Genomic DNA, 20,049 nt, shown 5'->3' on the forward strand with positions numbered 1-20,049 from the left:
ACCGATAGCCTGCTCGCAACGTAAACTCTGCACCATGAGCATCCTGCAAAAATCTCTCGATGAGGTTGTAGTTTCCGACCTGGAGCAGATCTGTGCTCATCAGGTTCGCGAGACCTACGACCTTGAGTTCAAGAAAGATCTGCCATTCTTGCGCGTGAAAGGGCAGACAGAAGAGGCTGACCGCTGGGTTACGCGGGGCGACCGGGTGGGGGACTACGCCCGAGACAAGATACTTGCGGAGCTCATCGCCTTTGCCAACGCCGAACGCGGCACATTGATTCTCGGTATTGACGAGACCGATGATGAACCCAGGCGAGCACGAGCAATATCTCCCGTGCCCCGGTGTGAGGATCTTGCAAAACGGCTCGCTGACTCGTGTGAAGACGTCATTGAGCCCCGCCTGCCACTGGTTGCCGCGCGAGCATTGCCTTTGGATGGCGATGCTGGCGTCGTGATTCTGCGCGTTGGGCGTTCGTCCATCGGGCCACACAGGCTTGCTTCTGATGGCCAGTTCTATACGCGAAGAGGTGAACGGAGCGTAAGAATGACAGTACGCGAAGTCAGAGACCTAGTCCTCGAAATAAATAGGCGCGGCAATGCCATCGAAGAACTCTTTAGTGCACGACGAGCTGTCACTCGCAATGATCTTCAGTTCGCTTGGCGGACGGCGACGAGTAAAGGCATTTCGCGCTGCTTCGACATTAGGCCAGTCATTAATCCGGCCAAGATCAAACTTCTCCCATCGAATCTAAACCGCTCAGACACGCCGTGAGCGTTTGAGACCAGTACGACACCCACGCAATCTGCCCTGCATTAAATCAACGTCCAAGCCAGCTGGCCATCGGTAATGGCCGAGCCCGAAGTTCCACCAGATCAGCAATGAAGGCGTTTGCAGTAGGGATGAGGTCAGCGCTCGTCTGGTGGCGGACGCCAGTTGCGTTGCCGCCAAGCTGTAGCGAGGCACCAAGCGCCAAGGCCCAGCCAGACCAACGCCTGCAGGAACGGGTCCGGATGGAAGTCGAGCGGATCGGCGGCAAACAGCACGAATGCCATTGCGAAGCACGAGAGGCCGATACCCATGATCATGGGTATCAGCCCGACTGAACGCTCTTCAGTGTCTCTTTGTATTTCACCCGTGCGATGTAGACATCATGCATGAAGTCTTCGAAAGCGTGTTGCGGTATTTGCACAGTCCAAACCTCCCGTTTAAAAGATCGCCCAAATTAGCAAGGTTGAACATAACCATGGCCGATTATCGCACTATCTCCCAGGAATACGCAAAGGAAGGTATCAAGGCCGCGCTGTTGGTCAACGGGGCAGCAGCTGCGTCCTTGTTGACGCAGGCGGCCAAGCTCATCGAGCAAGGGCTAGCGGACCAGGCGGGCCGAGCGATGATCGCCTGGGCGGCCGGTGTTTTCTTCGCATCGGCAACATGGTTGGTTGCATTCATGTCCACGCGCTACGTCGACAAAAGCGAACGGGAGAACAGCCATTCGCATCTAATCGTCTCGAACAAGCTGATGTATGCCGGCTTTGTCACGGTCACACTATCGTTGTTGTGCTTCATTATTGGATGCGGGCTGCTAGCAGCCGGCTTTCTCCACGTGGGCGCCGTAAAAGCCATCCCATGACTGAAGGTCGCGGCCATTCTCCTTGCGGAGCGAAGACCGGCCGCAAAGGGGTGCAAGGTGCCAACCGGCAGTCTTGTTTCGGTGAACTTCCCGTGAAACATTCCGGGCGCAAGGAGCTTAAATAATGGTCGCCACGCCGGTCGAGAGCATTTGGACCTCAAAGGACATCGTCACCGCGATCGTCGCGACCGGCCTGGTGACGGCGGCCGCCTCCTGGTGTGTGGATCTGTTCAAGACTTGGTGGAGCAAAAGGAACGCCGCACGCTATGGCGCGATGCGCTGCGCCACAGAACTGGAGCGGTACGCGGTCGACTGCTGGCATGTCTTCATTATGGGGCATGGCGAGTTTCAGATGCACCAAGATATCACCAACGGTTCCCTGCCGCCGGCTCCAGACTTCCCGAATGACGTGGATTGGAAGGCCTTGGCGCCCCAACTCGCCAACGATGTGCTGTCCTTCTCCAACATCACCAAGATCTCCGAATCTCTCGCCAACTATGCGCATGTGTGGGAGCGAAACCCGTTCGATTACCATGCGACTGCGAAAGAGCGTGGGCTAGAAGCGCTGAAACTCGCCGGCCGGCTACGCAGCGCGTACGACCTTCGATCGCCGAGCGGCCTTGATCGGGCATGGAAGGAGCTTCAAGAATGACAATGGAGCAAAGATGATGGCAGCAACGCTCAACATCCTTGGCCTGGCCTTTTCCCTCATCGGCGTTGTTGTCCTTTTCCGCTACGGGATGCCCTACAAAGTCCGAACTGGAGGCGTCACCCATCTCATCACTCACGAGATCGATGAGGCTGAAGTAGAGTTAGAAGGGCGCTACCAAAAGTACGGACGAGGTGGGTTGATCCTCATCGTCCTGGGCACGGCGTTTCAAGTCGCCGCCAACATCGTTTGATGCTTCCGAGCGCGCCATGCTTCCGATCTGGATCCAATATCTTCAGGCTCTGCTCACGCCGACGATCGCTTTGACCGTTGGCTTCATCGCTTATCGGCAGTGGCGAACCGCTCACAGTAAACTGGTGCTCGAACTCTTTGAGCGTCGGCTGGCAGTTTATGAGCTAGCACGGAAGGCCGTTTCGTTCGTCAACACACACGGGCGCACCAGCCGCGAGGCCGAGATTGATTTGCTCACCGCCATGAACTCTGCGGAGTTTCTGTTCGGCAAGGACGTGCGCGACTACCTCGACAAAATGTGGGAGCGGTTCATCAAATTCGGCGCTGCCTCAGCGATGATGCAGGAGACCGAGGGTGAGGAGCGCAAGGCGCATATCGATGACCATTTGCGGCTAGTGCAGGAAATCACCCAGTTCTATTATGAAGGCTCCGATGTTTTCGCACCATACATGCGCATGGAACATCGGCTGCGGCCGCCTCTTAAGAAACTACGACGGCGTCCACATCCACCAGCGAGCCACGCGTAGATATTCCCAGAAAGAGGAATTGAAGTCGCATTTTCTGATGTTGCGCAGAACTAAGTGGCTCACCTTTGCCATCAACGGCAATGATGGATTTCTTACCCCTATCGGCTCGGCTGTGGTAAGCGGTCCTTGTTCCGCTTGTCCGCGACATAGCTCTGCCCACTCTCCATTTTCATTATGTCGAAGAGGCCAGTCGCCGCGAAGAGTGCAGGGAAGTTCTTCACTCCATAGTTTCGTGGGTCGATTGGCGCCTGCCGTTTCGCTGCGCTTCCTGCCGATGACATAGCTGCCCATCCATCGTCTTGGGCCGTGGCTTCCACAGCGCCGCGCAGGATCGTCACGAGGGTCGTATCTTGCGATAGAGGCCTGCCGGTTCGCTTGTCGGCGGGCTTTTCAGCCGGTGTTTTAGATCTGGCCGCTGACCTCGCTTTGGTCTTTGGTCCCTCGTCGGGGGCTACAGGAGTCGTCGGTTGCTCAGCATCGTCCAGGCTATCGAGATAGAGGAAAGTCGTGCAGGCATTCACAAACGGTGTGGGCGTTTTGCGTTCCCCAAATCCGTAGACATCGTGTCCATTGGCTTTCAACTGCATCTAGTGGCGTGAAATCGGCATCGCTGGAAGCCCAACAGAAGGCGTCAAGCTTCTCCGTGTAGAGAAGTTCCATTGCATCGATCACAAGCGCAATATCGGTGGCGTTTTTGCCGGCTGAATAGCTGAACTGTTGAATGGGCCGAATTGCAAAATTGTGCAGCTTGTCTTTCCAGTTCCTGAGATGGGCGTTTGCCCAATCGCCATAGGCGCGGCGGATATTAGCTGTGCCATATTTTGAAAGTTCTGCCAGTATCGCTGCAATCTTGCCGTGGGACACATTGTCCGCATCGATGAGCAAGGCGATTCGCCGATCAGATGTGGTTCGCGACCTGTCCTCATTTTCCATTCGATTGTTCGCCCTCCCTGCGCATCTTCATTGATAGCATCTATGTGCGATGTGCGCACGACGGTTCAAGCAGCACCCTCGGGTGCGCCGTGAGGGGCAGTTGGCCTATCGACACCATGGGGTCATGCCACCTAATTTCGATCGATCTTCGGCGACATTGCGGGCTATGCAGAGCGTCGCCGATAGCAGAAGAGTGCTTCATCGAGGGACTCGCGATGTAGCGGTCTATCGACTCGAACCCGAATTGGCTGACGTCTCGTACGCGCAGCTTCATGCGTGCTATAGGCCCGCTCGATATTCCCAAGGACGACGCGATGTACAACCTTCTGGTATCCGGCTGGGAAGAGGAATGGCAAGGGGCGCCCTGCACCTTCGACCTATCGCGTTGCGTCAGCCAGCACGAATACACCGATCAGAAGATTGCCGAGAGGTTCGGTAAACTCGACGGGACCGCGCTGACCGAACTGACGCGGCTGCCCACCATCTTCGCCTACGAAGATGCCTGTCAGCTCGATCCAAAGTTCGGGCTAATCCGCGAGGTGACTGTGCGGCGCGGCCAAGTGCGGATCGAATACGAGTTCATCCCGGTCCAGCCCTTCCTGACGGCGGCCGACTTCGACGTCCTCGCCTTCGAGCTCGATATCGGAAAATGGGAGATGAATCGCACGCATTGGGCGATCAAGGATGTCAACCTGCCGAAAGAGCTGCACGCTGCGCGGGGCATCGTCCTGCCCTCGTGGACGCGGCAGGCTAGCCGCGCCGTCGACATCACCCAGCATCATTTCGATGTTGGCCTCTCGTTTCCAGGCGAAGCCCGCGGGCTGGTTGAGCAGGTGGCCCGCGAGCTTGAGGCGCGTCTCGGCCCGAACGCCTATTTCTACGACAACAACTACGTCTCCCAGCTTGCCCGGCCGTCGCTCGACACCCTGTTGCAGGACATCTATCGCAACCGCTCCAAGCTCATCGTCGTGTTCATCGGCGCCGACTATCAGCGCAAGGATTGGTGCGGCGTTGAGTTCCGCGCGATCCGCGAAATCATCATGGCTCGGGACGAACAGCGCATCATGTACGTGCGCGTCGACGACGGTTCCGTCGATGGCGTGCTCCGCACCGACGGCTACGTCGACGCGCGACGTTTCAAACCCGCCGACATCGCCCAGTTCATCACCGAGCGCCTCGCACTCATTCCCTAATCGTCGATGAGCCAGCCCGGCGTCACGGCAACCGCCCGGCGGTCGACCATGACGTAGCGACGCTTCGGCGCGCCGGGATCGGTGAGGCGTGGCGTCACCGAGACAATGGCGACCTTCCAGTCGGGCATGCCCGGCTGGGGCGCGGCCATGACACCGGACAAGACCGTCAGTCCATGGCGCTCCAGTTCGGACACCGCGCTTAGAATGTCGTTGTAGAGCTGGCGCCGCCCACGCCCCGACGACAATGGCTCCTCGCCGAGGTCGGAGAGGATGAACGAGGCGAGGTCGAGCCATTCGCCAAGACTAGCGATGTCGTCGTGATAGGTGTCGGACACGCCGGGACGGTGGATGAGGTAGGCGTCGCACTTAGCGGCATCGCGGATGGCCTTGTGCGTCTTCATCGGCGACACTTCCACCGGTTCGAGATGGCCATACCTCTCGACGAGGCGTTCCGCCGCCTTGTCCGGGCCGATAGGGAGGCGCGGCGTGGTGAACGCGCCCGGCTCGTGGCCGAGCGCCTGGGCGATGCGGTCGAGCGCTTCTACGCTGACCTTCTCCGCGCGTTCGACGCGCTCGACCGTCGACAGCGAGACACGCGCGAAGTCGGCAAGCGTGGCGGCCTTCCACTGCTTGAGATGGCGGCCCCAGCGTACCACCATGGCGACGAGCTCGATAGCCGGCGGCGTGGGCACATCCACCGGCTTGTTGGGCAGTTCCTTGATCTTAGCGAGAAGTTCCGAGGCATTCATGAACGAAGTCTCCTTTCGTGCCCACGAACATGCCTCAACTCCGCCGAGCAAAAGAGGTCGAAACGCCCTTCACCACGCATCAGCTTCCGACCCATCCCCGCCGACCGCGCACACCTGTTCGGTTCAATCCCGCCGTTCAGTGACGCGCTTGTCAGCGCGTTGCCTCAGTTTGGCCGAGCCTGCGCGCGCCGTCAGCGAGTCGATGATTCTGTCGAGGCGGCGGAGCAAATCGTCGTAGGTGACGATGTCCATCATATTCGCATACTTCCGCTTGATGACCTCTAGGTCGAACGATTGGTTCTCGGTGAGCGCGCCTGTGCCATCCGTTCGGCGATCGCGGCCGAGCAGAAGCAGCGCCTTGGGATTGGTCACCCGAATCTGGAGGTCGGCGGGGAGCGCTGACCCGTATCGCTTCGACAATTCGCGCTCCCCCTCAACGCCCCATTTGGATAGGTGGAACAGGTACTTCTCGGCCTGCATGATGGTGCCTGACAGCTCCTTCGCTGGAACGCTGTTGCCGCGATAGAGGCCTCTGCTCAGGAGAATGTCGTCAAAAGGCTTCTTGATCTCGATGACGTCGATATTGCCGTTGGTGTCGACCACGCACAAGTCGACGTATCGGTTCTTTCGCTTGCCCGGGGTCGAATAGAAGTCGGTGATCCGGATATTCTCCAACACCGCCACATACTTCGGGAACAGCAGCAGGATGACGCCGACAACCATCTTCTGCCACTCCTTCTCGGAGTAGCTAGCCGCCCTGGTGAGCCAGGAGAATAGCGTCGCGCGCAGATAGACGAACTTGTCGATCTCGGCGCGAAGCAGCTCATCCCGTCGCAAGGCGCGGCCGCGCGTACCGGCGTTCCGGCGATTCAGGTAGCTTTCGTAGTGATCGCGCGCGCTGGTCGTGCCGTCGAAGAATTCGCCGAGGATGGTTTCCACGCGCGCCGCGGCATAGCGGTCGACCTCGGTGCTGTTCGGGAACCTCTCGAGCAGTTCGCCGAAGGCCTCGACAGCGATGCTGTCGGCCCGGTCGCCGCCAACGACGATTTCGCTGCCGGGCCTCAGCTTTGCAATGCGCCGAAAGATGCTGATGTTGCGCTCGGCGACAAACACTTTCCGGTCCAGCGCGATCCCCTTCGCGACGATCAGCACATCCCTGTCGATCCCAAGGATCCGCCCGGGAATGCGGTGATATCTGTGTTTCGTAGTCGCGAATCGAAACCGATAGAGCGGGCGCTCGTCTTCGTCCGCCTCATCGTCATGCGTCACGCCGTGCGCCATCCCCGCCACGAGGTCGGATGTGCGCAAGAAGAACACTCGGCCCAGCATCACCTTGCCCGCTGCCTCGAGTTCCCGTGTCACCCAGACTCGCCCGATTCTTCCTCTGCAGGTCAGTCTATCGCGCCGTCATTTCCGTCTGGAACGAAGACACCACAATGCTACCTACCAGCGGTACCGACATTCAGATACAGGGATGGCATGACCGACGTCACCCACTGGCTTCGCGCCAAAGCGCACGGCTTCAATCACCTCTCGAACGAGGAGGTGGACGCCATCTCCGACTTTTCGCTGCTCTGGGCTTTGTTCGAGTCGCGCCTTCTCAACAGCGAAGGAAGTGCCCGAGCCATCTGCGATCTGGTCGATGGCTGGCAAAAGGACAGCACGCTCGACGCGACATCACTGGACCCGGAGCTCGCCTACTTCCGACAGCGCTACTTCGACAGTGGCGCCTTCACCGATCACTTCGGCCATTTGCATGTGCGCAGGAACGATCAGGAGCCGCTGGTCCTGGCTGTGGTCGACGGCAGCGACAACGACCCACGCAACCGCGTCGCCGCGGTGCTGATCATCATCTTCCGTTACCGCAACAACCTCTTCCATGGCGTGAAGTGGCAGTACCAACTCGCCGGCCAGGTCGGTAACTTCGCCACAGCGAACGCTGCCCTGATGAAGACGCTCGACAGGCACGGTGCGCTGCTTGAGGGCTGAGATCGCCAGCATCGCCTGAGAGGTGCGAACTTCGATGAGACTGTGCTCGAACTCCCTCGAGGCAGAGAACTTGCAGGAGCATGCCCGCGCGCGTTATCGCGAGGCGCCGACTAGCTGCCGGCCACAGCCGCGCACCGACCGTAGATATCAGCGATTGCGCGCCCTTCCAAACGCAAAAACCGCCCCGGTTAGACCGGGACGGTAATCTTGATTTATGACAAAATTGGTTGCGGGGACGGGATTTTGAACCTGTCGGGCCTGCTTGCGAAGTCCGGTCAACGGATGAACTCGGTTCTAGAGATGTATTGGCGGTAACGCTCTACTCGTCCTCAGAATGGAACTTCGATCACGTTTGCACCATTGCGGATCGAGACACCCATTGTTGTGCACGCGCAATTCGAGCGGAGGTCGCAATGAAGAGAGGATGAAAACTTACGAGAACCCGCAGTCGGCGTCTGATTTGTGGAACGGTGTGGTGACGGCTTTGAGGCCGGGAGCAGACGGGTGGCTATTGAGCCGCCGCATATCGACGAGCAGCCATCCCCGGCGACAAACAACCGACACCTCATCAACATATCGAGACTGCCGCGATCGAGCCGAGAGCGTCACTCATGTGTCCGAGCTTGCACGGTACCGTGTTGCCAGGCAGCGCATCTCAAGACCCGGCCGCACTCATCGCCTCGGCACCAACAGGAGCGGCCCGAGCCTGTGCTTTGTCGATGATAATCCGGTTTTCGTGTGGGCTCACCACCCGGTTTGGTCGCTTATCGGTTCGCCTCGTAACGCGTCATCGTCATTGAGGATGCGTCTATCATGCTCATGAATTTGGCCGCAGCCGGTGCCTTGGCGAAGCTGTCCATCGAAGCCTGCGCGGCATCGACCGACTTCCAATGCACGACGACGAGCCACTTGCGCCCGCTGACGGCCGTCTCAAGCGAAACGAAGCCGGGTTGCTGACATGCTGATCCTCGATGGCCTTGTCGACTGGGGCGAAGGCCTCGACCGAGACGCCGTCTTTCAAATTCATCGTCACGATTTCTACGACACCCTTGTCTTGGGCCATCACTGCACCTGTCATGGAGGAAAAGAGGATGAGACTGGCTAAAAGGATAGATTTCATGGCATCCGTCCTCAGAACTTGCCGTTGCCATGCGCCATCTCGGTCGGGATAGCGGCAATCGTATCCCAATGTTCGACGATCTTGCCGCCCTCGACGCGGAAGAGGTCAAAGAAGGCTGTCGGTGTGTCACCCGGCTTGCCTTCCGACGCGGTGAAGACAAAATTGCCCTCCGCCACGATCAGGTGCCGCTTGGTGTAGGCCAAAGCCTGCCCGGCTTCCGCTATCGCCTTGAGTGCGGCACCGAGACCGTCAAGCCCATTGCCCCACCATCGAATTGTGCTGGGTGTAGGTCGTGGTCGAGATATAGTCGGTGATCTTCTGTGGCGCGGCGCCAAGCAGGACGTCATTGACGAAGGCTTCAACCAGCGCACGGTTCTCGGCGGTCCTTTCGATATCCTGGATTTCGGTCGCGCCGTCCGTCATCGAATTGCCATTGGCTGTCTTCGATGCAGGGACCGCGGCCTGCAAATTGTCCCACTGCTCGGCGACTTTGTTGTCCTCGACCGGAACACGTCGAACGCCACCATGGTCTGGCCGCCAAAGGCCTGCGCATTGTCATAGGTCGAATGCACGGCCACCAGGTCCCCTTCCGACAGGACACGATGGGTCTTCACGGTCAGTCCGGCGTCCTTGAGCACAGGCAGGAAGCTGAGAATTGGAGCCGCCCCTGTCGGCACACCGGGATTGTGCTGGATGTAATCTTCCTTCAACAGCTGGCTTGCCGCCGCCGGATCAAACTTGGTGAAGAGCGCGGTTCAGCGCTCAGTACGGTTTCCTTCGGGGTCATTATCAATCCTTTCAGTTGGGCTGGGTTGGGTTCAAAAGGGTGAGGGTTTGGGCTGCGGAGATGGTGAATATCGTGCCCCACGGGTCCTCGATCACACCTACAGGCAGGGTATGCGGCTGCACGAGGAGTTCGATCTCGGCGAGTCCTGCCGAGCCTGGACTGCGCTGTTTGGCGCCACGGGAGTGCCAGACATTGCCGGCAAGGTGGTGGTGGTAGCCGCCCGAACCGTACCAACCCGCCGATGGCAAGCGGGCCGTTCGCGTCAAGCCGAGCGTCCCGGTCATGAAGGCATCCGCCGTCTCGACATCACCCACCCGCAGATGCACGTGGCCGATCACTGTTCCGTCCGGCGCACCCGCCCAATCCCCCGAAACTTTGGCGAGGTCGGAGAGATCCAGCGGCAACGTGGCCATCTCGATCTCGTCACCATGGCGGATCCAGTCGGACCGAGGCCGATCGACGTACACTTCGATCCCGTTCCCTTCCGGGTCATTGAGATAAAGCGCCTCACTGACAAGAGGGTCCGACGCGCCATCAAGCTGCACACCGGCTTGCCGAATGTGCCGTGTCCAAAGACTAAGATCGCGGCGCGAACGCAGTAGGAAGGCCGTGTGAAACAGCCCCGCTTCGGTGGGGCGGCGTTGTGCCGCCATGTCTTTGCGCAGTTCGACCAATGGCAGGCCGTTCACGCCCAGAAGCGCGGATTCGCCGTCACGACCAATCGGGGCTGGGCCGATGACGTCTTCATAAACGCCGCAACGACATCCAGTCGTTCACGGTCAGAGCAATCCGACCAATCGTGGCCTGTTCATGCACCTCAGCAATCCTCGCATGATCGCTCTTGTGACCCTCGGCCTTGGGATCGAGTGCGTCCGGGCAAACGGTCGTCAGCGCCGCCCTACCCGCCTTGACCGCGAGGTAGATCAGATAAAGGCCGCCAAAGATTTCAGCAAAATGAGAGCGTGGGCAAATTGAACAGCAGAGCCGAGATACCGGTATCTGCCATTAACCCAGAAGATCGAGCCGGTCGCGACGCCGGCAGACATGGCGAGGCCGGCCTGACGGCCCTGCCGCATTGCGACGCCCATGATCCTCATGGCGCTTGGGCCGGGACTGCCCGCAGCGACGATATGGGCGGCCCAGACCAGAAGGTGTTGCATGCTCAACTCGCCGGACCGACGAGCGCCTGCATCAGATCATCGATGATGTCCTGGACATCCTCAAGCCCGACCGACATGCGCAGTAGGCCACCTGGCGCCATCGACTCGGGTCCTTCGACCGACGCTCTGTGCTCGATCAGGGAGTGCGTGCCGCCGAGGCTGGTGGCGCGCACTACCAGTTTCAGGCGAGCGGCCGCACACATCGCGGCCGGCTCGCCGCCCTTCACGATAAAGGACAACATGCCGCCGAATGCGCTCATCTGCCGGGCGGCAAGCGCATGGCCGGGATCACCGGCAAGTCCCGGGTAAAGTACCTGCTCGACCTGGGGTGACTTCGACAGGGCTTCAGCAACCTGAAGCGCGGCGTCGCAGTGCGCGCGCATCCTCACCGGCAGCGTCTGCAGCCCGCGCAGTGCCAGCCAGCAGTCGAACGGCGCGGCAACGCTGCCCTTGTGCTTCTGGATCATCTGCAGGGGCCGCTCAAGGGGAGATGAAGCGGGCACCACAACGATGCCGGCCATCATGTCCGAGTGGCCGCCGATGTATTTGGTCGCGGAATGGACGACCGCGTCGGCGCCCAGATCGAGCGGGCGCTGCAGTGCCGGAGTTGCTGACGGTAGCCCGCACGACTGCTAAAGTCAATATAATGACCGAGATGTCATTCATACCGGATCGCGAGCAGGAGCTGGGGCAGGCGATTGCCACCAAGCTGCGCAACCTGCGCCGCGATCAGGACCTGACGCTTGATGGGGTTGCCAAGCTGACCGGCCTTTCAAAGGGAACGGTGGTGGCGCTCGAAAAGGGGAAGGCCAACCCCAGCATAGGCATCCTTTGCAGGCTGGCGGCCGCGTTCTCCCTGTCCGTAGGCGACTTGATCAACGATGCGCCGAGAGGAGAAGCCGACAAGCGTATTGAGCGTACTGTCACGAAAACACTTTGGACGAGCCCCGCTGGCAGTAGCGCTCAGTTGCAGGCCTCTACGTCGGGTCGCACCATGTTTGAACTCTGGTCGTGGGTCTTGGCACCCGGCGACGAATTCCATGCCGACGCCCACAGCCCCGACACGCGGGAGCTGGTGACAGTGACCGCCGGCGCTCTCACCATCGTCGTGGGGAGAGAGTCGACCGTCTTGGCGGAAGGCGAAAGCGCCCACCTCATCACCGACCAGCCGCATTCCTACATCGGCACGGCCGATGTCTGGACACGCTTCACGATGGCTGTCCTGGAGCGCGGCGGGCAGCGACTCGCTCGCAAGCGCGACTGGATTGTTGGATTGGGTGATGACTAGGCCTTCGCGAGGAGCCGTAGCTTGTGACCAACCCACGCTGTCGCGCGCCGCAGCGCACCCGCCTTCCCACTTTAATTAGCTTCGGCGCCAACGCGCACACTGCACCAACCCTGCGAAAAATCCCTTGATTGTCCGCCTAAGGCTTATTGTCCTCGGCTTGAGCGTTCTCTGCTTCTCGTGGAAGACGCTAAATGCGCTCGTGCGTTATTGCCGGCCAGCAAAGGCTGCGGGTCGGCGGTGAGGGTCTCGAGGGGCGGCGGCCGTTGCCCTACACCCAATGGTGCCATCGGCGCCTGGATAGTTTCCCCGGCGCCGACCCCGCGATCGTGGCCGTGGTGATGATTATCGTGCATACGCTGAGCTGTTGGGGACATGGTGATGGTAGTGCCGGAGGCACCGGAGACATGTGATATCTCGGCAGCGGGCAGAGCGGCTTCTCTTTCGCTGCACAGGGAAGCGTAGAGTTCCTTCACGCAAATGCGAGCGTCCTTCTTGTCTTTTTGAAAGGGCGGGACGATGTCGGCCTTTTGGTAGAACGGACTGCGCTCTTCGTACAGCTGGTCAACCTTCTGCTCGATCTCGGCGCCCTGCAGCAGCGGACGGCTGGTGTCTTTCTTGAGGCGCCTGCGGAGCTCCTTCAGCTCGGTGTCGAGCCAGATCGACCTCCCCTTATTTAGGATCAGGGCTTGATTAGTGTCGTTGCCAAAGCAGCCGCCGCCGGTTGCGATGACGATAGGCCCTCTCTCCAGCTGCTTGGCCAGCTCTTTGGTCTCCAGGTCCCTGAAGTGCGCCTCGCCGCGGCCAGGGTCGGCGAACATCTCCATCAGATTGCCGTGCTCGGCGACTATACGCTTATCGATGTCGACAAACTCCACCCCCAACTCCTTGGCAAGCTGGGCGCCGATGCTCGACTTGCCGCTCGCCGGCATCCCGACGAGCACGACCGGCCGCGTACCGAGAGCCGCGAGGATCTCGCCCGCTTGCGGGGAGCGAGCGACCGCAATCTGTTGTCTTGCGATTGTGGGCGACCTGGAGGTCCCTGCAGCCCTCGACCTGCTTTCTCCTGACGAGCCCCAGTGTAATATCTCCCAGGCGCCAGGGGGAATAGGGACCAACTCGCATTCGCTCTGCGCGCGCTGCGCGAGCTCTGCCCGGTAACTGGCCGGCGTATGGAACTCGACCTCGAAGCGATAGTTCTGCGCAGTTCTGAATGCCGTGTGAACGCCGCGTAACCTCGGCGTGTCCATCCTGATGAACCAGTTGGTGGTCTCGACCTCGCTGCAGTCCCGCTCCTCGAAGGCTAGTGCCGCCTTCTTGAATGCGCGCGTAAAAGCCTCGTCCGGGATCTCGAAGACATGGCGCACGGCATTGGTGACCAGCTGGGCCTCTGGCGCCGCGCTCACGCTCTGGCCGGTCAACTCGTCGGCTGTCCAGACCTGCCCGCGCGACCGTTGGTCAAGATGCGGCACCTTCACCTCGATGCCGTCGTGCCGCAAAAGCTCGGCAACAGCATGCACAGTTTCGGTAATCGCGCTTTCTTGCGCTTCGGCGGGGGCGGCTTCGAGCCTGGCGCGCTCCGGGGCCTGTTCGCTGCTCAGCGTTATCCTGCTGGCAGGGTCGTCGGCCGAGATTGCTAGGGCGCTCGGCAGGATGCGCTTTTCGACGGCGAGTCTGATCGAGGCCTCCATGACCGAGGCCGCCAGCGTGGGGTTGTCCTTCAGATCCGCCAGGCTGCCATCGACGTCGAACCGGCCCTGGTGGAGCTTTGCCGCCTGCGCCTTGACATAGGGGGCCGGCTTGAAGCCCGGCCTGCGCTCCAAGAGCCGCTGCAATTCGGTAGTTTTTTGCATGAACACCCGCGCACCGGTATCGGACTTGTAGGCGTCCGTGCCGACCTTGATGCCGACGCTCAACAGGTTGATGGCGCTTTTATGCAGATCGTCGGGGTTGTAGCCGTCGGGCCGCGGATCGATGCGCGGCTGGTAGTGGTTGAGCAGGAAGTCGACGCGCTTCCTGGCGTCAGCGGTTGCCGGAAAGGATTCGCTGAGTTTCGGGAAGAGCGCGGCCGCGTCGGCGCTGACGGCAGGCTTCGCGCCGGCTGAGGCCACGGATCGCGCTAACTGCTGCTTGACGTCCGACTCATGAGCCGGCTCGCTGAGCTGCCGGTTCCAGTCCTGGAGCTCGGCCACTAGCAAGGCGGCCAGTTCGCAGGCCACCGGATGCTTGGCGGCCTTGCTGTCTTCCCCAGCCCTGGTGATAAGATCATGGAGGGTATGGCCATCCGGCCGATCTTCCTGCAACAGTGCGCGGATGTCGGCCTTGAGCCCAGGATGAATGCCCTCGTAGGTGCCGAAGATGGCACGCTCGGCAAACCAGCGTTGCGCCTCCTGCGGCTGCGCCAGCACGTTGCGCTGCAGGCAGCTGTAGGTCTCCAGCACCAGCCCGGTGGCCGACAGGATCTGCTTGGACCGGCTGAACTGGTAGTCGCCTTTCTCAATGGCCGGCGTGTGCGACTTCGGGGGCTTCATCGAGGCGATGCCGAGCGCCTGCAGCTGCGCGTCGAACTGGCGCACATGCTCGTAAAGGCGAGGCCGGTTGCCGATGATGACGACGGCGTCGCCGTCAAAATCGCCGTCGAGCATTTTTTGTTCGACGCTCGGAACCGCAACCAAAGAGCCGGGCGCGAACACCTCCGTCGCCTGCAGGATGCCGACGCACTCCAGCGCGGTGTCGGCCTTGACCCGGTTCTTTTCCTCCAGCCAGCGCGAATGGCACTTTACGTCCTCCGCAGACATCACCACCCCGCGGTCAGCGAAGTCCGCCGGCCACATTTCGTCGGGCACAACGATCAAGATGCCTTTGGCAAAGAAGGTCGGATCGTCGGCGGCTAGCCCAGCCCCCGACCTGTGCGCGACGTTGAAGCTGTATTGGAAGGCCACGCACCGATCCAGGAACGCGGCGGTCCGATCGCCATCGCGCGCCGACCTGACCCGGTCGGGGGCGAACGGGCGCAGGTTGGGCTTGTCATAGGGGGAGCGTCCGACAAGCACGCCGGCGTCACGGGTCAAGGTCTTGCTCTTGCCCGTCGGCACATGCAGGCATTCGTCGCTCGACGGTACGGCGATAGCGCCCGAACCCTCGATGTGCCCGCCCGTGACGGTCCGGAACACCTCCTCGAGGGTGAGGCTTGGATGGGTTTCGAGCCAAGCCAGAGCCTTCTCGCGGGTCTCCTGTGCCACCTCGACGCTGCGCGGATAATGTTGCAGCGCCGAAGGCGGTAGCGCCGATTGGCTATTACCGGCATAGGCAGGCATCCGCTCGGGAGCGTCGTGGCGAGCCCGGGCAATGGCCGGCATGCGCTCGGCCAGTGAGGCCCTGATGAAGCCGCAGCCGTCATGCGGCCGCAAGGCGATCTCGCCGTCTCGCCCCTCGACCCGGAAGGGATGCCCTGCGCCTGCGGGGCGGTCGGGGAGAAGGGACAGCTTGAAGCACCCTTCCAGCGCATAATCATGCGGGCCAATGTCGGGGATGCCCGGCGGCGCGGCAAATCCGCGGCGCTGGGTATAGTAATAGGCTTCCTTGAACGGCGCCCAGGCCCGCGACAACTGCTCAAAGGCCGTACCCGGAGCCGTCTCGGCATAAGGGATCGCCAAAAGCTTGCCGCTTGGGGCCTCTTCGGGCGCAAAGGGCAGGTGAGAGGCAAGCTGGTTCAGGCTCTTTTGCGGCGGCTTCAGTTTGCTGCCGCCGAACAGGTCCATGCGGTAGGGCACGCCCTCCACGGGGAACGTGCGTGTCAGCATGGCGCCGGTCGGAGTTCCCTTTAGTTGCACCGCCACCACCGGCACCGCGCCCGAGGTCAAGCGGTGGAAAATGGAATACCGCAATTCGGCTTCGCTGGCCAGCGGCCGGCCTTGCATGTCGACCACCGGCAGCCGCATCAGTCCGGCATCGCCTTGCGGCGGTCTCGGCTCGTGGTCCATGGTATGAAGGACCCGATGGACATCGAAGCTGGCGGCCGCATGCTGGGCCTGGACCATCGATGCGTTCTGCGCCATGAAGGTGTCGAGCGCTTCGAGCGGCTCTTTCGCCTCGATCTCGGCGATCACGTTCCAGCTCATGTAGGAAAGGTCGGCGTAGATGAGGGCCCGGGAGCTGTCCAGGATCTGCCTGGTCTTGCCCTGCAGCTCTTCCTGCCTGGCCTGCAAGGCGAGTTCGTCGCCGTCGACATAGGGCCGCCGGTAGAGCGTCTCCAGCACCGCCCGGGTCTTGAGCACCTGATAGATCGAAAGCGCCGGGCAGCGGCTTGCATTGGGACCGCTGGTGCGCTCGGCCTGGCCTGCGTTGAGATGGGCATCGATCTTGTGTTCCACCACCGGCTGGATGGCGTTGAGCAGGTTCAGCGCCGGTCTGCGGTGCCAGCGCAACACCGGCTTCGGGCTGCGAGCTAGGGGCAGCAGGGAGGCGCAAAGATTGCCCATCGTCTCGAGGTTGTTGTCGAGCTCAAACCCGGGATTGGCACGTAACACCTCGAGCCTGTCCAGCCCCGGCTGTGCCAGTGCACCGAAATCGTCCGACAACTGCGCCTTGCCCAACGCCTTGAATATACTCGCTATGGCATGGACATCGGCCTGCTGCAGCCGATCCTCGGCATATTGGAGGTAGTGCGCCAGTTGATGCAGTCGGTCCTTCAGCAAGGCGGGTTCGGCGACCTCGCCGGCGGTCTCTCCCTCCTCGATGCCCCGCGACAGACCGTTGGCGATCCTGACAAGGGCAGGCGTGCTGAAAGCGCTGAAGCGACGGCCCTTGGAACCGAGCTCGCCGGCGATGGCAACGATCGCCTTGCGTGCTTTTTCTTGTTCCGGCCACTTGCCGAAACCGTTCACCAGATTGGCCAATTCTTGATCCGAGAATCCGTCGAGATTGCCGTCGCGGCCAACCACCACGCCGGCGATGGCAAGCGTCGCTTCACGCGTCTTCTGCTGGTCCGGCCATCTGCTGAAGCCGTTCACCAAATCAGCCAACTCTGAACACGAAAATCTGTCGAGATTCCCGTCGCGAGCAACCACCGCGCCGGCGATGGCAAGCGTCGCTTCGCGCGTCTTCTGCTGGTCCGGCCATCTGCTGAAGCCGTTCACAAAATCGGCCAACTCTGAATCCGAAAATCCGTCGAGATTGCCGTCGCGGGCAACCACCGCGCCGGCGATGGCAAGCGTTGCTTCGCGCGTCTTCCGCTGGTCCGACATTGCGTCGGAGATGCGGTGCGGGCCTCCTTCGTTATCAGATCGCCCTGCTGGTCCGGCCAACTCTCCGGTGATGCCCATATTCCCTCTCCGATCCAGCAAAACGCATCGCCTAAGCCTGTCAACAACAGGGCATCATTGGTTTGAGTGCGGTCACGCGAGCCTGCAGCGGCGTGCTTGAAAAGCCGCAGCATTCACGCAACGGCAACTGCCTCGACAACGCCGCAATGAAAAGCTTCTTCGCCTTCGATCGCTCCGACATCAGGCTGAAGCTCAACGGGCTGAATCCTGTACAAAACGCCCATAAATCGCTATGAACTCGCCCGACTTACGTGGCGAATCTGCGGTTTTTCGTTGCGGTACAGATCGAGCGATATCGGTCAGGCAGCGTTCGAAATCCAGTTCAAAAGAGCTGCCTTCGGTTTGGCGCCGACCGAGAAATCGGCCACCTCGCCGCCCTTGAAGATCGCCAGCGTCGGAATGGAGCGCACGCCCAATTGAGTGGCGAGTTCCGGGTTTTCATCGATGTTGAGCTTGGCGACCTTGATCTTGCCTTCCATCTCGACGGAGATTTCGTCGAGGCTCGGAGCAATCATCTTGCAGGGATCGCACCATTCGGCCCAGAAATCGACGACGACGGGTGCTGCGGATTCCAGAACTTCCGACTCGAAGTTATTGATATCGACTTTCACGGTAACCATGGCTGTTCCTTTGACCGAAGATGTTGAACCACATGTGACGGTGCGGTGATATTTCCCGCTATCACCGACAGCACTGGGAGCCGGCGAGAAAGTATCTGCTTCATTAGCGGCACAATACCCGCCGTTGCTTGTGCCATCGATCTCTTCTCCCTTCTGCCCCACTACAATGGCGTAGCAGATGCGGCGACTTGCTGAGTAATCGGGTTTGGCTCCGGCAGTCGCCCGGTCTGGCCATGGAGGATTCGCCTTAGTATGTGGTCTGAAAAGTATTCCGCTTTGTTCAATATCGAACGCCGATTGGAGCGTGTCCTTTAATGAAGATCCAAAATTCTGAAGCGTCAACTCGAAACGGGTTACACTCGTAATGTGGTAGATCGGACATGCTGGATCTGGCTCCTGATCATGGGATCTCCGAAGCCACGATCTACAATTGGAAGGCCAAATTCGGCGGCGTGGAAATTTCCGAGGCGAAGCGGCTGGGGCCCTGGAAGAGAGGCCGAAGAAGCTTCTGGCCCAGCAAGTGCTCGACGCGGCCGCGCTTCGCGAACTGGTTTCAAGAATGTATGACCCGCCCCGCCCGTGCAAGGGTCGTCTTGATCAGGACGGTGCAGTCTACACAAATGTATCCAGCCTCTTGCAAGTGGGCCGCTGTTGCGGCCAGGCCATGATGAGATCCGCGCGTGCCGTTCCTAGATAAATGGTCCGGGCTTAGTGGCTACCGATGCAAACGCCGTTGGCCCTACCCTGGACTGGTACACCTTGCCGCCAGACGATGCTGCTCGAGCCGCCGGCCGGCCGGTCGCGCGCATTTGTGGCCAACGTCTATCCTAAGGTCGATCCGGTCGGGTTTGCGACCGGGTTCATGGTTTCACCTAACGTTCTTCTGACCAAACTGGCACGTATTTCAGGATCCCGGCTGGGTAAGAGGAACCGGCGCCAACATTCTTCAAAGTCGCGCTTGGTTATAAAGCCGGGCATCGGCAGCCACCATGCCGCCGGATGTCCAAGCAGGCACAGGAATCAGAAGAAGTATGGATTTGAGCCCGAATCAAGTGATTTGGATTACGACCAGGACGATTTCTGGCTCTGCTTGGATGAGGATTTCCTCGGCGTGTTTCGGCGAAAATACGGGTGACGAGTTGAGCAGGCGGCTTGGCACCCCATTGATCCTCAGCAGGACGGACACTGCGGCTCATCAGACCGGGGCAGTTACGCGGTCGGTGAACTCGGAACCGAAGGTCTGTCGGTCTGCATATAGACGCGCCCGCTTACAACCTGACTCTCGAAACATACATGCAGCGGATGGTGGGGCACTTCTCAGCAGAAACCAAGAGCATCCTGGCCGGAGAGAGGCTTTTCGTAGAAGATCACGGCATATCCGTGCAACCTCCCTTTCCCGCGGCGAATATAGCCGGCCGTCTCATAAAGCCTTTGAGCCCCTACTTGGATCGTTGTCGTCTCGAGCACTATGCATTTGAATCCGAGAGCAACGGCTCGCGATTCCAACTCGCTAACAATCCTTCTTCCAAGCCCACGTCGTTGAAAGGCGGGATCGACCCGTATACGCTTGAGTTCTGCGATTTCATCGTCGACAGGTTGCAATCCGCCCATAGCAGCGAGCTGGGGACCAATATGCGCAACTACGAAGTCTCCGCCAGATTCGATATATGCTTCTCCGATGTTGCGTAAATCATCCTCCCACATCCCTTCCGGACCATACACACCAACAGCCTCAGATGCACTCCTATGCAGGTGCCATACATTATCGACATCCTCACGTTCAAACCTACGAAAGATCACGTCGTCTTGAAACATCGACCATCACCTATT

24 protein-coding genes and 1 pseudogene are annotated in these 20,049 nt (G+C 60.3%); 11 read left to right on the forward strand and 14 right to left on the reverse strand.

Translation table 11 applies throughout. From position 1 onward, the window contains the following. Positions 1-34: 34 nt before the first annotated feature. Positions 35-772, forward strand: coding sequence for an ATP-binding protein (locus EJ072_RS06895; protein WP_126079066.1), 738 nt, complete (start codon positions 35-37; stop codon positions 770-772). Between the two features lie 134 nt (positions 773-906). Here the strand turns inward: EJ072_RS06895 and EJ072_RS06900 are convergent, their stop codons facing one another. After that, positions 907-1,086, reverse strand: coding sequence for a hypothetical protein (locus EJ072_RS06900; RefSeq protein WP_126079067.1), 180 nt, complete (start codon positions 1,084-1,086; stop codon positions 907-909). Between the two features lie 158 nt (positions 1,087-1,244). Between EJ072_RS06900 and EJ072_RS06905 the strand changes: the two genes are divergently transcribed. The 4 genes from EJ072_RS06905 to EJ072_RS06920 all read left to right on the forward strand — a co-directional run bounded on the left by EJ072_RS06905 (position 1,245) and on the right by EJ072_RS06920 (position 3,059). Then, entirely contained in the window at positions 1,245-1,631 is a 387-nt protein-coding gene (locus EJ072_RS06905; protein ID WP_126079068.1) for a hypothetical protein, read from the forward strand. Positions 1,632-1,755: 124 nt separating this feature from the next. After that, on the forward strand, positions 1,756-2,283 hold the full coding sequence (locus EJ072_RS06910) for a hypothetical protein (RefSeq protein WP_126079069.1): 528 nt from the start codon (positions 1,756-1,758) through the stop codon (positions 2,281-2,283). Between the two features lie 13 nt (positions 2,284-2,296). Then, complete coding sequence (locus EJ072_RS06915; RefSeq protein WP_126079070.1) at positions 2,297-2,533, forward strand: hypothetical protein; 237 nt, start codon at positions 2,297-2,299, stop codon at positions 2,531-2,533. Between the two features lie 16 nt (positions 2,534-2,549). After that, positions 2,550-3,059, forward strand: a complete 510-nt coding sequence (locus tag EJ072_RS06920) for a hypothetical protein (RefSeq protein ID WP_126079071.1) — start codon at positions 2,550-2,552, stop codon at positions 3,057-3,059. 486 nt (positions 3,060-3,545) lie between these two features. Here the strand turns inward: EJ072_RS06920 and EJ072_RS36340 are convergent, their stop codons facing one another. Further along, the gene (locus EJ072_RS36340) at positions 3,546-3,992 is read right to left on the reverse strand and encodes an NYN domain-containing protein (RefSeq protein ID WP_210211635.1); all 447 of its coding nucleotides are present in this window, start codon (positions 3,990-3,992) and stop codon (positions 3,546-3,548) included. A gap of 314 nt (positions 3,993-4,306) precedes the next feature. Between EJ072_RS36340 and EJ072_RS06930 the strand changes: the two genes are divergently transcribed. After that, entirely contained in the window at positions 4,307-5,185 is an 879-nt protein-coding gene (locus tag EJ072_RS06930) for a TIR domain-containing protein (protein ID WP_126083528.1), read from the forward strand. Here the strand turns inward: EJ072_RS06930 and EJ072_RS06935 are convergent. Further along, a complete protein-coding gene (locus EJ072_RS06935; protein ID WP_126079072.1) occupies positions 5,182-5,934 on the reverse strand; it encodes a helix-turn-helix transcriptional regulator in 753 nt (250 codons plus the stop codon). The two genes, EJ072_RS06930 and EJ072_RS06935, sit on opposite strands and share 4 nt — an antisense overlap. A 123-nt stretch (positions 5,935-6,057) precedes the next feature. Further along, positions 6,058-7,296 carry a Shedu immune nuclease family protein gene (locus EJ072_RS06940; RefSeq protein ID WP_210211636.1) on the reverse strand — a complete coding sequence of 413 codons (1,239 nt, stop codon included), beginning with the start codon at positions 7,294-7,296 and terminating at the stop codon, positions 6,058-6,060. Between the two features lie 117 nt (positions 7,297-7,413). Here EJ072_RS06940 and EJ072_RS06945 point away from each other — a divergent pair, with 117 nt between their 5' ends. Then, complete coding sequence (locus tag EJ072_RS06945) at positions 7,414-7,923, forward strand: hypothetical protein (RefSeq protein ID WP_126079073.1); 510 nt, start codon at positions 7,414-7,416, stop codon at positions 7,921-7,923. An 817-nt stretch (positions 7,924-8,740) separates the two neighbouring features. On the opposite strand, the gene EJ072_RS06950 is transcribed toward EJ072_RS06945, so the two are convergent. From EJ072_RS06950 to EJ072_RS06970, 7 genes are all read right to left on the reverse strand, one after another. Beyond that, positions 8,741-9,043 (reverse strand): hypothetical protein, encoded by a 303-nt coding sequence (locus EJ072_RS06950; protein ID WP_210211637.1) that lies wholly within the window; start codon positions 9,041-9,043, stop codon positions 8,741-8,743. 11 nt (positions 9,044-9,054) lie between these two features. After that, positions 9,055-9,246, reverse strand: coding sequence for a hypothetical protein (locus EJ072_RS36345; RefSeq protein ID WP_210211638.1), 192 nt, complete (start codon positions 9,244-9,246; stop codon positions 9,055-9,057). Between the two features lie 46 nt (positions 9,247-9,292). After that, a complete protein-coding gene (locus tag EJ072_RS36350) occupies positions 9,293-9,466 on the reverse strand; it encodes a hypothetical protein (RefSeq protein WP_210211639.1) in 174 nt (57 codons plus the stop codon). Continuing rightward, positions 9,463-9,753 (reverse strand): hypothetical protein, encoded by a 291-nt coding sequence (locus tag EJ072_RS36355; RefSeq protein ID WP_210211640.1) that lies wholly within the window; start codon positions 9,751-9,753, stop codon positions 9,463-9,465. The genes EJ072_RS36350 and EJ072_RS36355 overlap by 4 nt, the downstream gene beginning before the upstream one ends. An 88-nt stretch (positions 9,754-9,841) precedes the next feature. After that, positions 9,842-10,519, reverse strand: a complete 678-nt coding sequence (locus EJ072_RS06960) for a VOC family protein (protein ID WP_210211641.1) — start codon at positions 10,517-10,519, stop codon at positions 9,842-9,844. Between the two features lie 234 nt (positions 10,520-10,753). Beyond that, positions 10,754-10,990: a hypothetical protein gene (locus tag EJ072_RS06965; RefSeq protein WP_126079074.1), complete on the reverse strand. Its 237-nt coding sequence runs from the start codon at positions 10,988-10,990 to the stop codon at positions 10,754-10,756. Between the two features lie 2 nt (positions 10,991-10,992). Next, a complete protein-coding gene (locus EJ072_RS06970; protein ID WP_126079075.1) occupies positions 10,993-11,589 on the reverse strand; it encodes a PLP-dependent transferase in 597 nt (198 codons plus the stop codon). A gap of 47 nt (positions 11,590-11,636) precedes the next feature. On the opposite strand from EJ072_RS06970, the gene EJ072_RS06975 reads away from it, so the two are divergent. Continuing rightward, positions 11,637-12,278: an XRE family transcriptional regulator gene (locus EJ072_RS06975; protein ID WP_126079076.1), complete on the forward strand. Its 642-nt coding sequence runs from the start codon at positions 11,637-11,639 to the stop codon at positions 12,276-12,278. A 143-nt stretch (positions 12,279-12,421) separates the two neighbouring features. Here the strand turns inward: EJ072_RS06975 and EJ072_RS06980 are convergent, their stop codons facing one another. Continuing rightward, positions 12,422-17,599 (reverse strand): shikimate kinase, encoded by a 5,178-nt coding sequence (locus tag EJ072_RS06980; RefSeq protein ID WP_126079077.1) that lies wholly within the window; start codon positions 17,597-17,599, stop codon positions 12,422-12,424. Between the two features lie 62 nt (positions 17,600-17,661). On the opposite strand from EJ072_RS06980, the gene EJ072_RS35850 reads away from it, so the two are divergent. After that, the gene (locus EJ072_RS35850; protein ID WP_189343237.1) at positions 17,662-17,835 is read left to right on the forward strand and encodes a hypothetical protein; all 174 of its coding nucleotides are present in this window, start codon (positions 17,662-17,664) and stop codon (positions 17,833-17,835) included. A gap of 63 nt (positions 17,836-17,898) precedes the next feature. Here the strand turns inward: EJ072_RS35850 and trxA are convergent, their stop codons facing one another. Next, on the reverse strand, positions 17,899-18,219 hold the full coding sequence (trxA, locus tag EJ072_RS06985) for a thioredoxin (RefSeq protein ID WP_095814957.1): 321 nt from the start codon (positions 18,217-18,219) through the stop codon (positions 17,899-17,901). 401 nt (positions 18,220-18,620) lie between these two features. Between trxA and EJ072_RS06990 the strand changes: the two are divergent. Both EJ072_RS06990 and EJ072_RS06995 read left to right on the forward strand, forming a co-directional pair. Beyond that, positions 18,621-18,778, forward strand: a pseudogene (locus EJ072_RS06990) (transposase); the annotation flags it as partial. A gap of 213 nt (positions 18,779-18,991) precedes the next feature. After that, positions 18,992-19,354 carry a hypothetical protein gene (locus EJ072_RS06995; RefSeq protein ID WP_126079078.1) on the forward strand — a complete coding sequence of 121 codons (363 nt, stop codon included), beginning with the start codon at positions 18,992-18,994 and terminating at the stop codon, positions 19,352-19,354. A gap of 182 nt (positions 19,355-19,536) precedes the next feature. Here the strand turns inward: EJ072_RS06995 and EJ072_RS07000 are convergent, their stop codons facing one another. Further along, positions 19,537-20,034 carry a GNAT family N-acetyltransferase gene (locus EJ072_RS07000; RefSeq protein WP_095814958.1) on the reverse strand — a complete coding sequence of 166 codons (498 nt, stop codon included), beginning with the start codon at positions 20,032-20,034 and terminating at the stop codon, positions 19,537-19,539. Positions 20,035-20,049: the final 15 nt, after the last annotated feature.

Source organism: Mesorhizobium sp. M2A.F.Ca.ET.046.03.2.1, from assembly GCF_003952425.1.
Classification (GTDB): domain Bacteria; phylum Pseudomonadota; class Alphaproteobacteria; order Rhizobiales; family Rhizobiaceae; genus Mesorhizobium.

Excerpts from the sequence above, each read along its gene's own strand:
- EJ072_RS06895 (WP_126079066.1), top strand. The coding sequence starts at position 35 with ATGAGCATCCTGCAAAAATCTCTCGATGAGGTTGTAGTTTCCGACCTG.
- EJ072_RS06900 (WP_126079067.1), bottom strand. The coding sequence starts at position 1,086 with ATGATCATGGGTATCGGCCTCTCGTGCTTCGCAATGGCATTCGTGCTG.
- EJ072_RS06905 (WP_126079068.1), top strand. The coding sequence starts at position 1,245 with ATGGCCGATTATCGCACTATCTCCCAGGAATACGCAAAGGAAGGTATC.
- EJ072_RS06910 (WP_126079069.1), top strand. The coding sequence starts at position 1,756 with ATGGTCGCCACGCCGGTCGAGAGCATTTGGACCTCAAAGGACATCGTC.
- EJ072_RS06915 (WP_126079070.1), top strand. The coding sequence starts at position 2,297 with ATGATGGCAGCAACGCTCAACATCCTTGGCCTGGCCTTTTCCCTCATC.
- EJ072_RS06920 (WP_126079071.1), top strand. The coding sequence starts at position 2,550 with ATGCTTCCGATCTGGATCCAATATCTTCAGGCTCTGCTCACGCCGACG.
- EJ072_RS36340 (WP_210211635.1), bottom strand. The coding sequence starts at position 3,992 with ATGGAAAATGAGGACAGGTCGCGAACCACATCTGATCGGCGAATCGCC.
- EJ072_RS06930 (WP_126083528.1), top strand. The coding sequence starts at position 4,307 with ATGTACAACCTTCTGGTATCCGGCTGGGAAGAGGAATGGCAAGGGGCG.
- EJ072_RS06935 (WP_126079072.1), bottom strand. The coding sequence starts at position 5,934 with ATGAATGCCTCGGAACTTCTCGCTAAGATCAAGGAACTGCCCAACAAG.
- EJ072_RS06945 (WP_126079073.1), top strand. The coding sequence starts at position 7,414 with ATGACCGACGTCACCCACTGGCTTCGCGCCAAAGCGCACGGCTTCAAT.
- EJ072_RS06950 (WP_210211637.1), bottom strand. The coding sequence starts at position 9,043 with ATGAAATCTATCCTTTTAGCCAGTCTCATCCTCTTTTCCTCCATGACA.
- EJ072_RS36350 (WP_210211639.1), bottom strand. The coding sequence starts at position 9,466 with ATGACGGACGGCGCGACCGAAATCCAGGATATCGAAAGGACCGCCGAG.
- EJ072_RS06965 (WP_126079074.1), bottom strand. The coding sequence starts at position 10,990 with ATGCAACACCTTCTGGTCTGGGCCGCCCATATCGTCGCTGCGGGCAGT.
- EJ072_RS06975 (WP_126079076.1), top strand. The coding sequence starts at position 11,637 with ATGACCGAGATGTCATTCATACCGGATCGCGAGCAGGAGCTGGGGCAG.
- EJ072_RS06980 (WP_126079077.1), bottom strand. The coding sequence starts at position 17,599 with ATGGGCATCACCGGAGAGTTGGCCGGACCAGCAGGGCGATCTGATAAC.
- trxA (WP_095814957.1), bottom strand. The coding sequence starts at position 18,219 with ATGGTTACCGTGAAAGTCGATATCAATAACTTCGAGTCGGAAGTTCTG.
- EJ072_RS06995 (WP_126079078.1), top strand. The coding sequence starts at position 18,992 with ATGCTGCTCGAGCCGCCGGCCGGCCGGTCGCGCGCATTTGTGGCCAAC.
- EJ072_RS07000 (WP_095814958.1), bottom strand. The coding sequence starts at position 20,034 with ATGTTTCAAGACGACGTGATCTTTCGTAGGTTTGAACGTGAGGATGTC.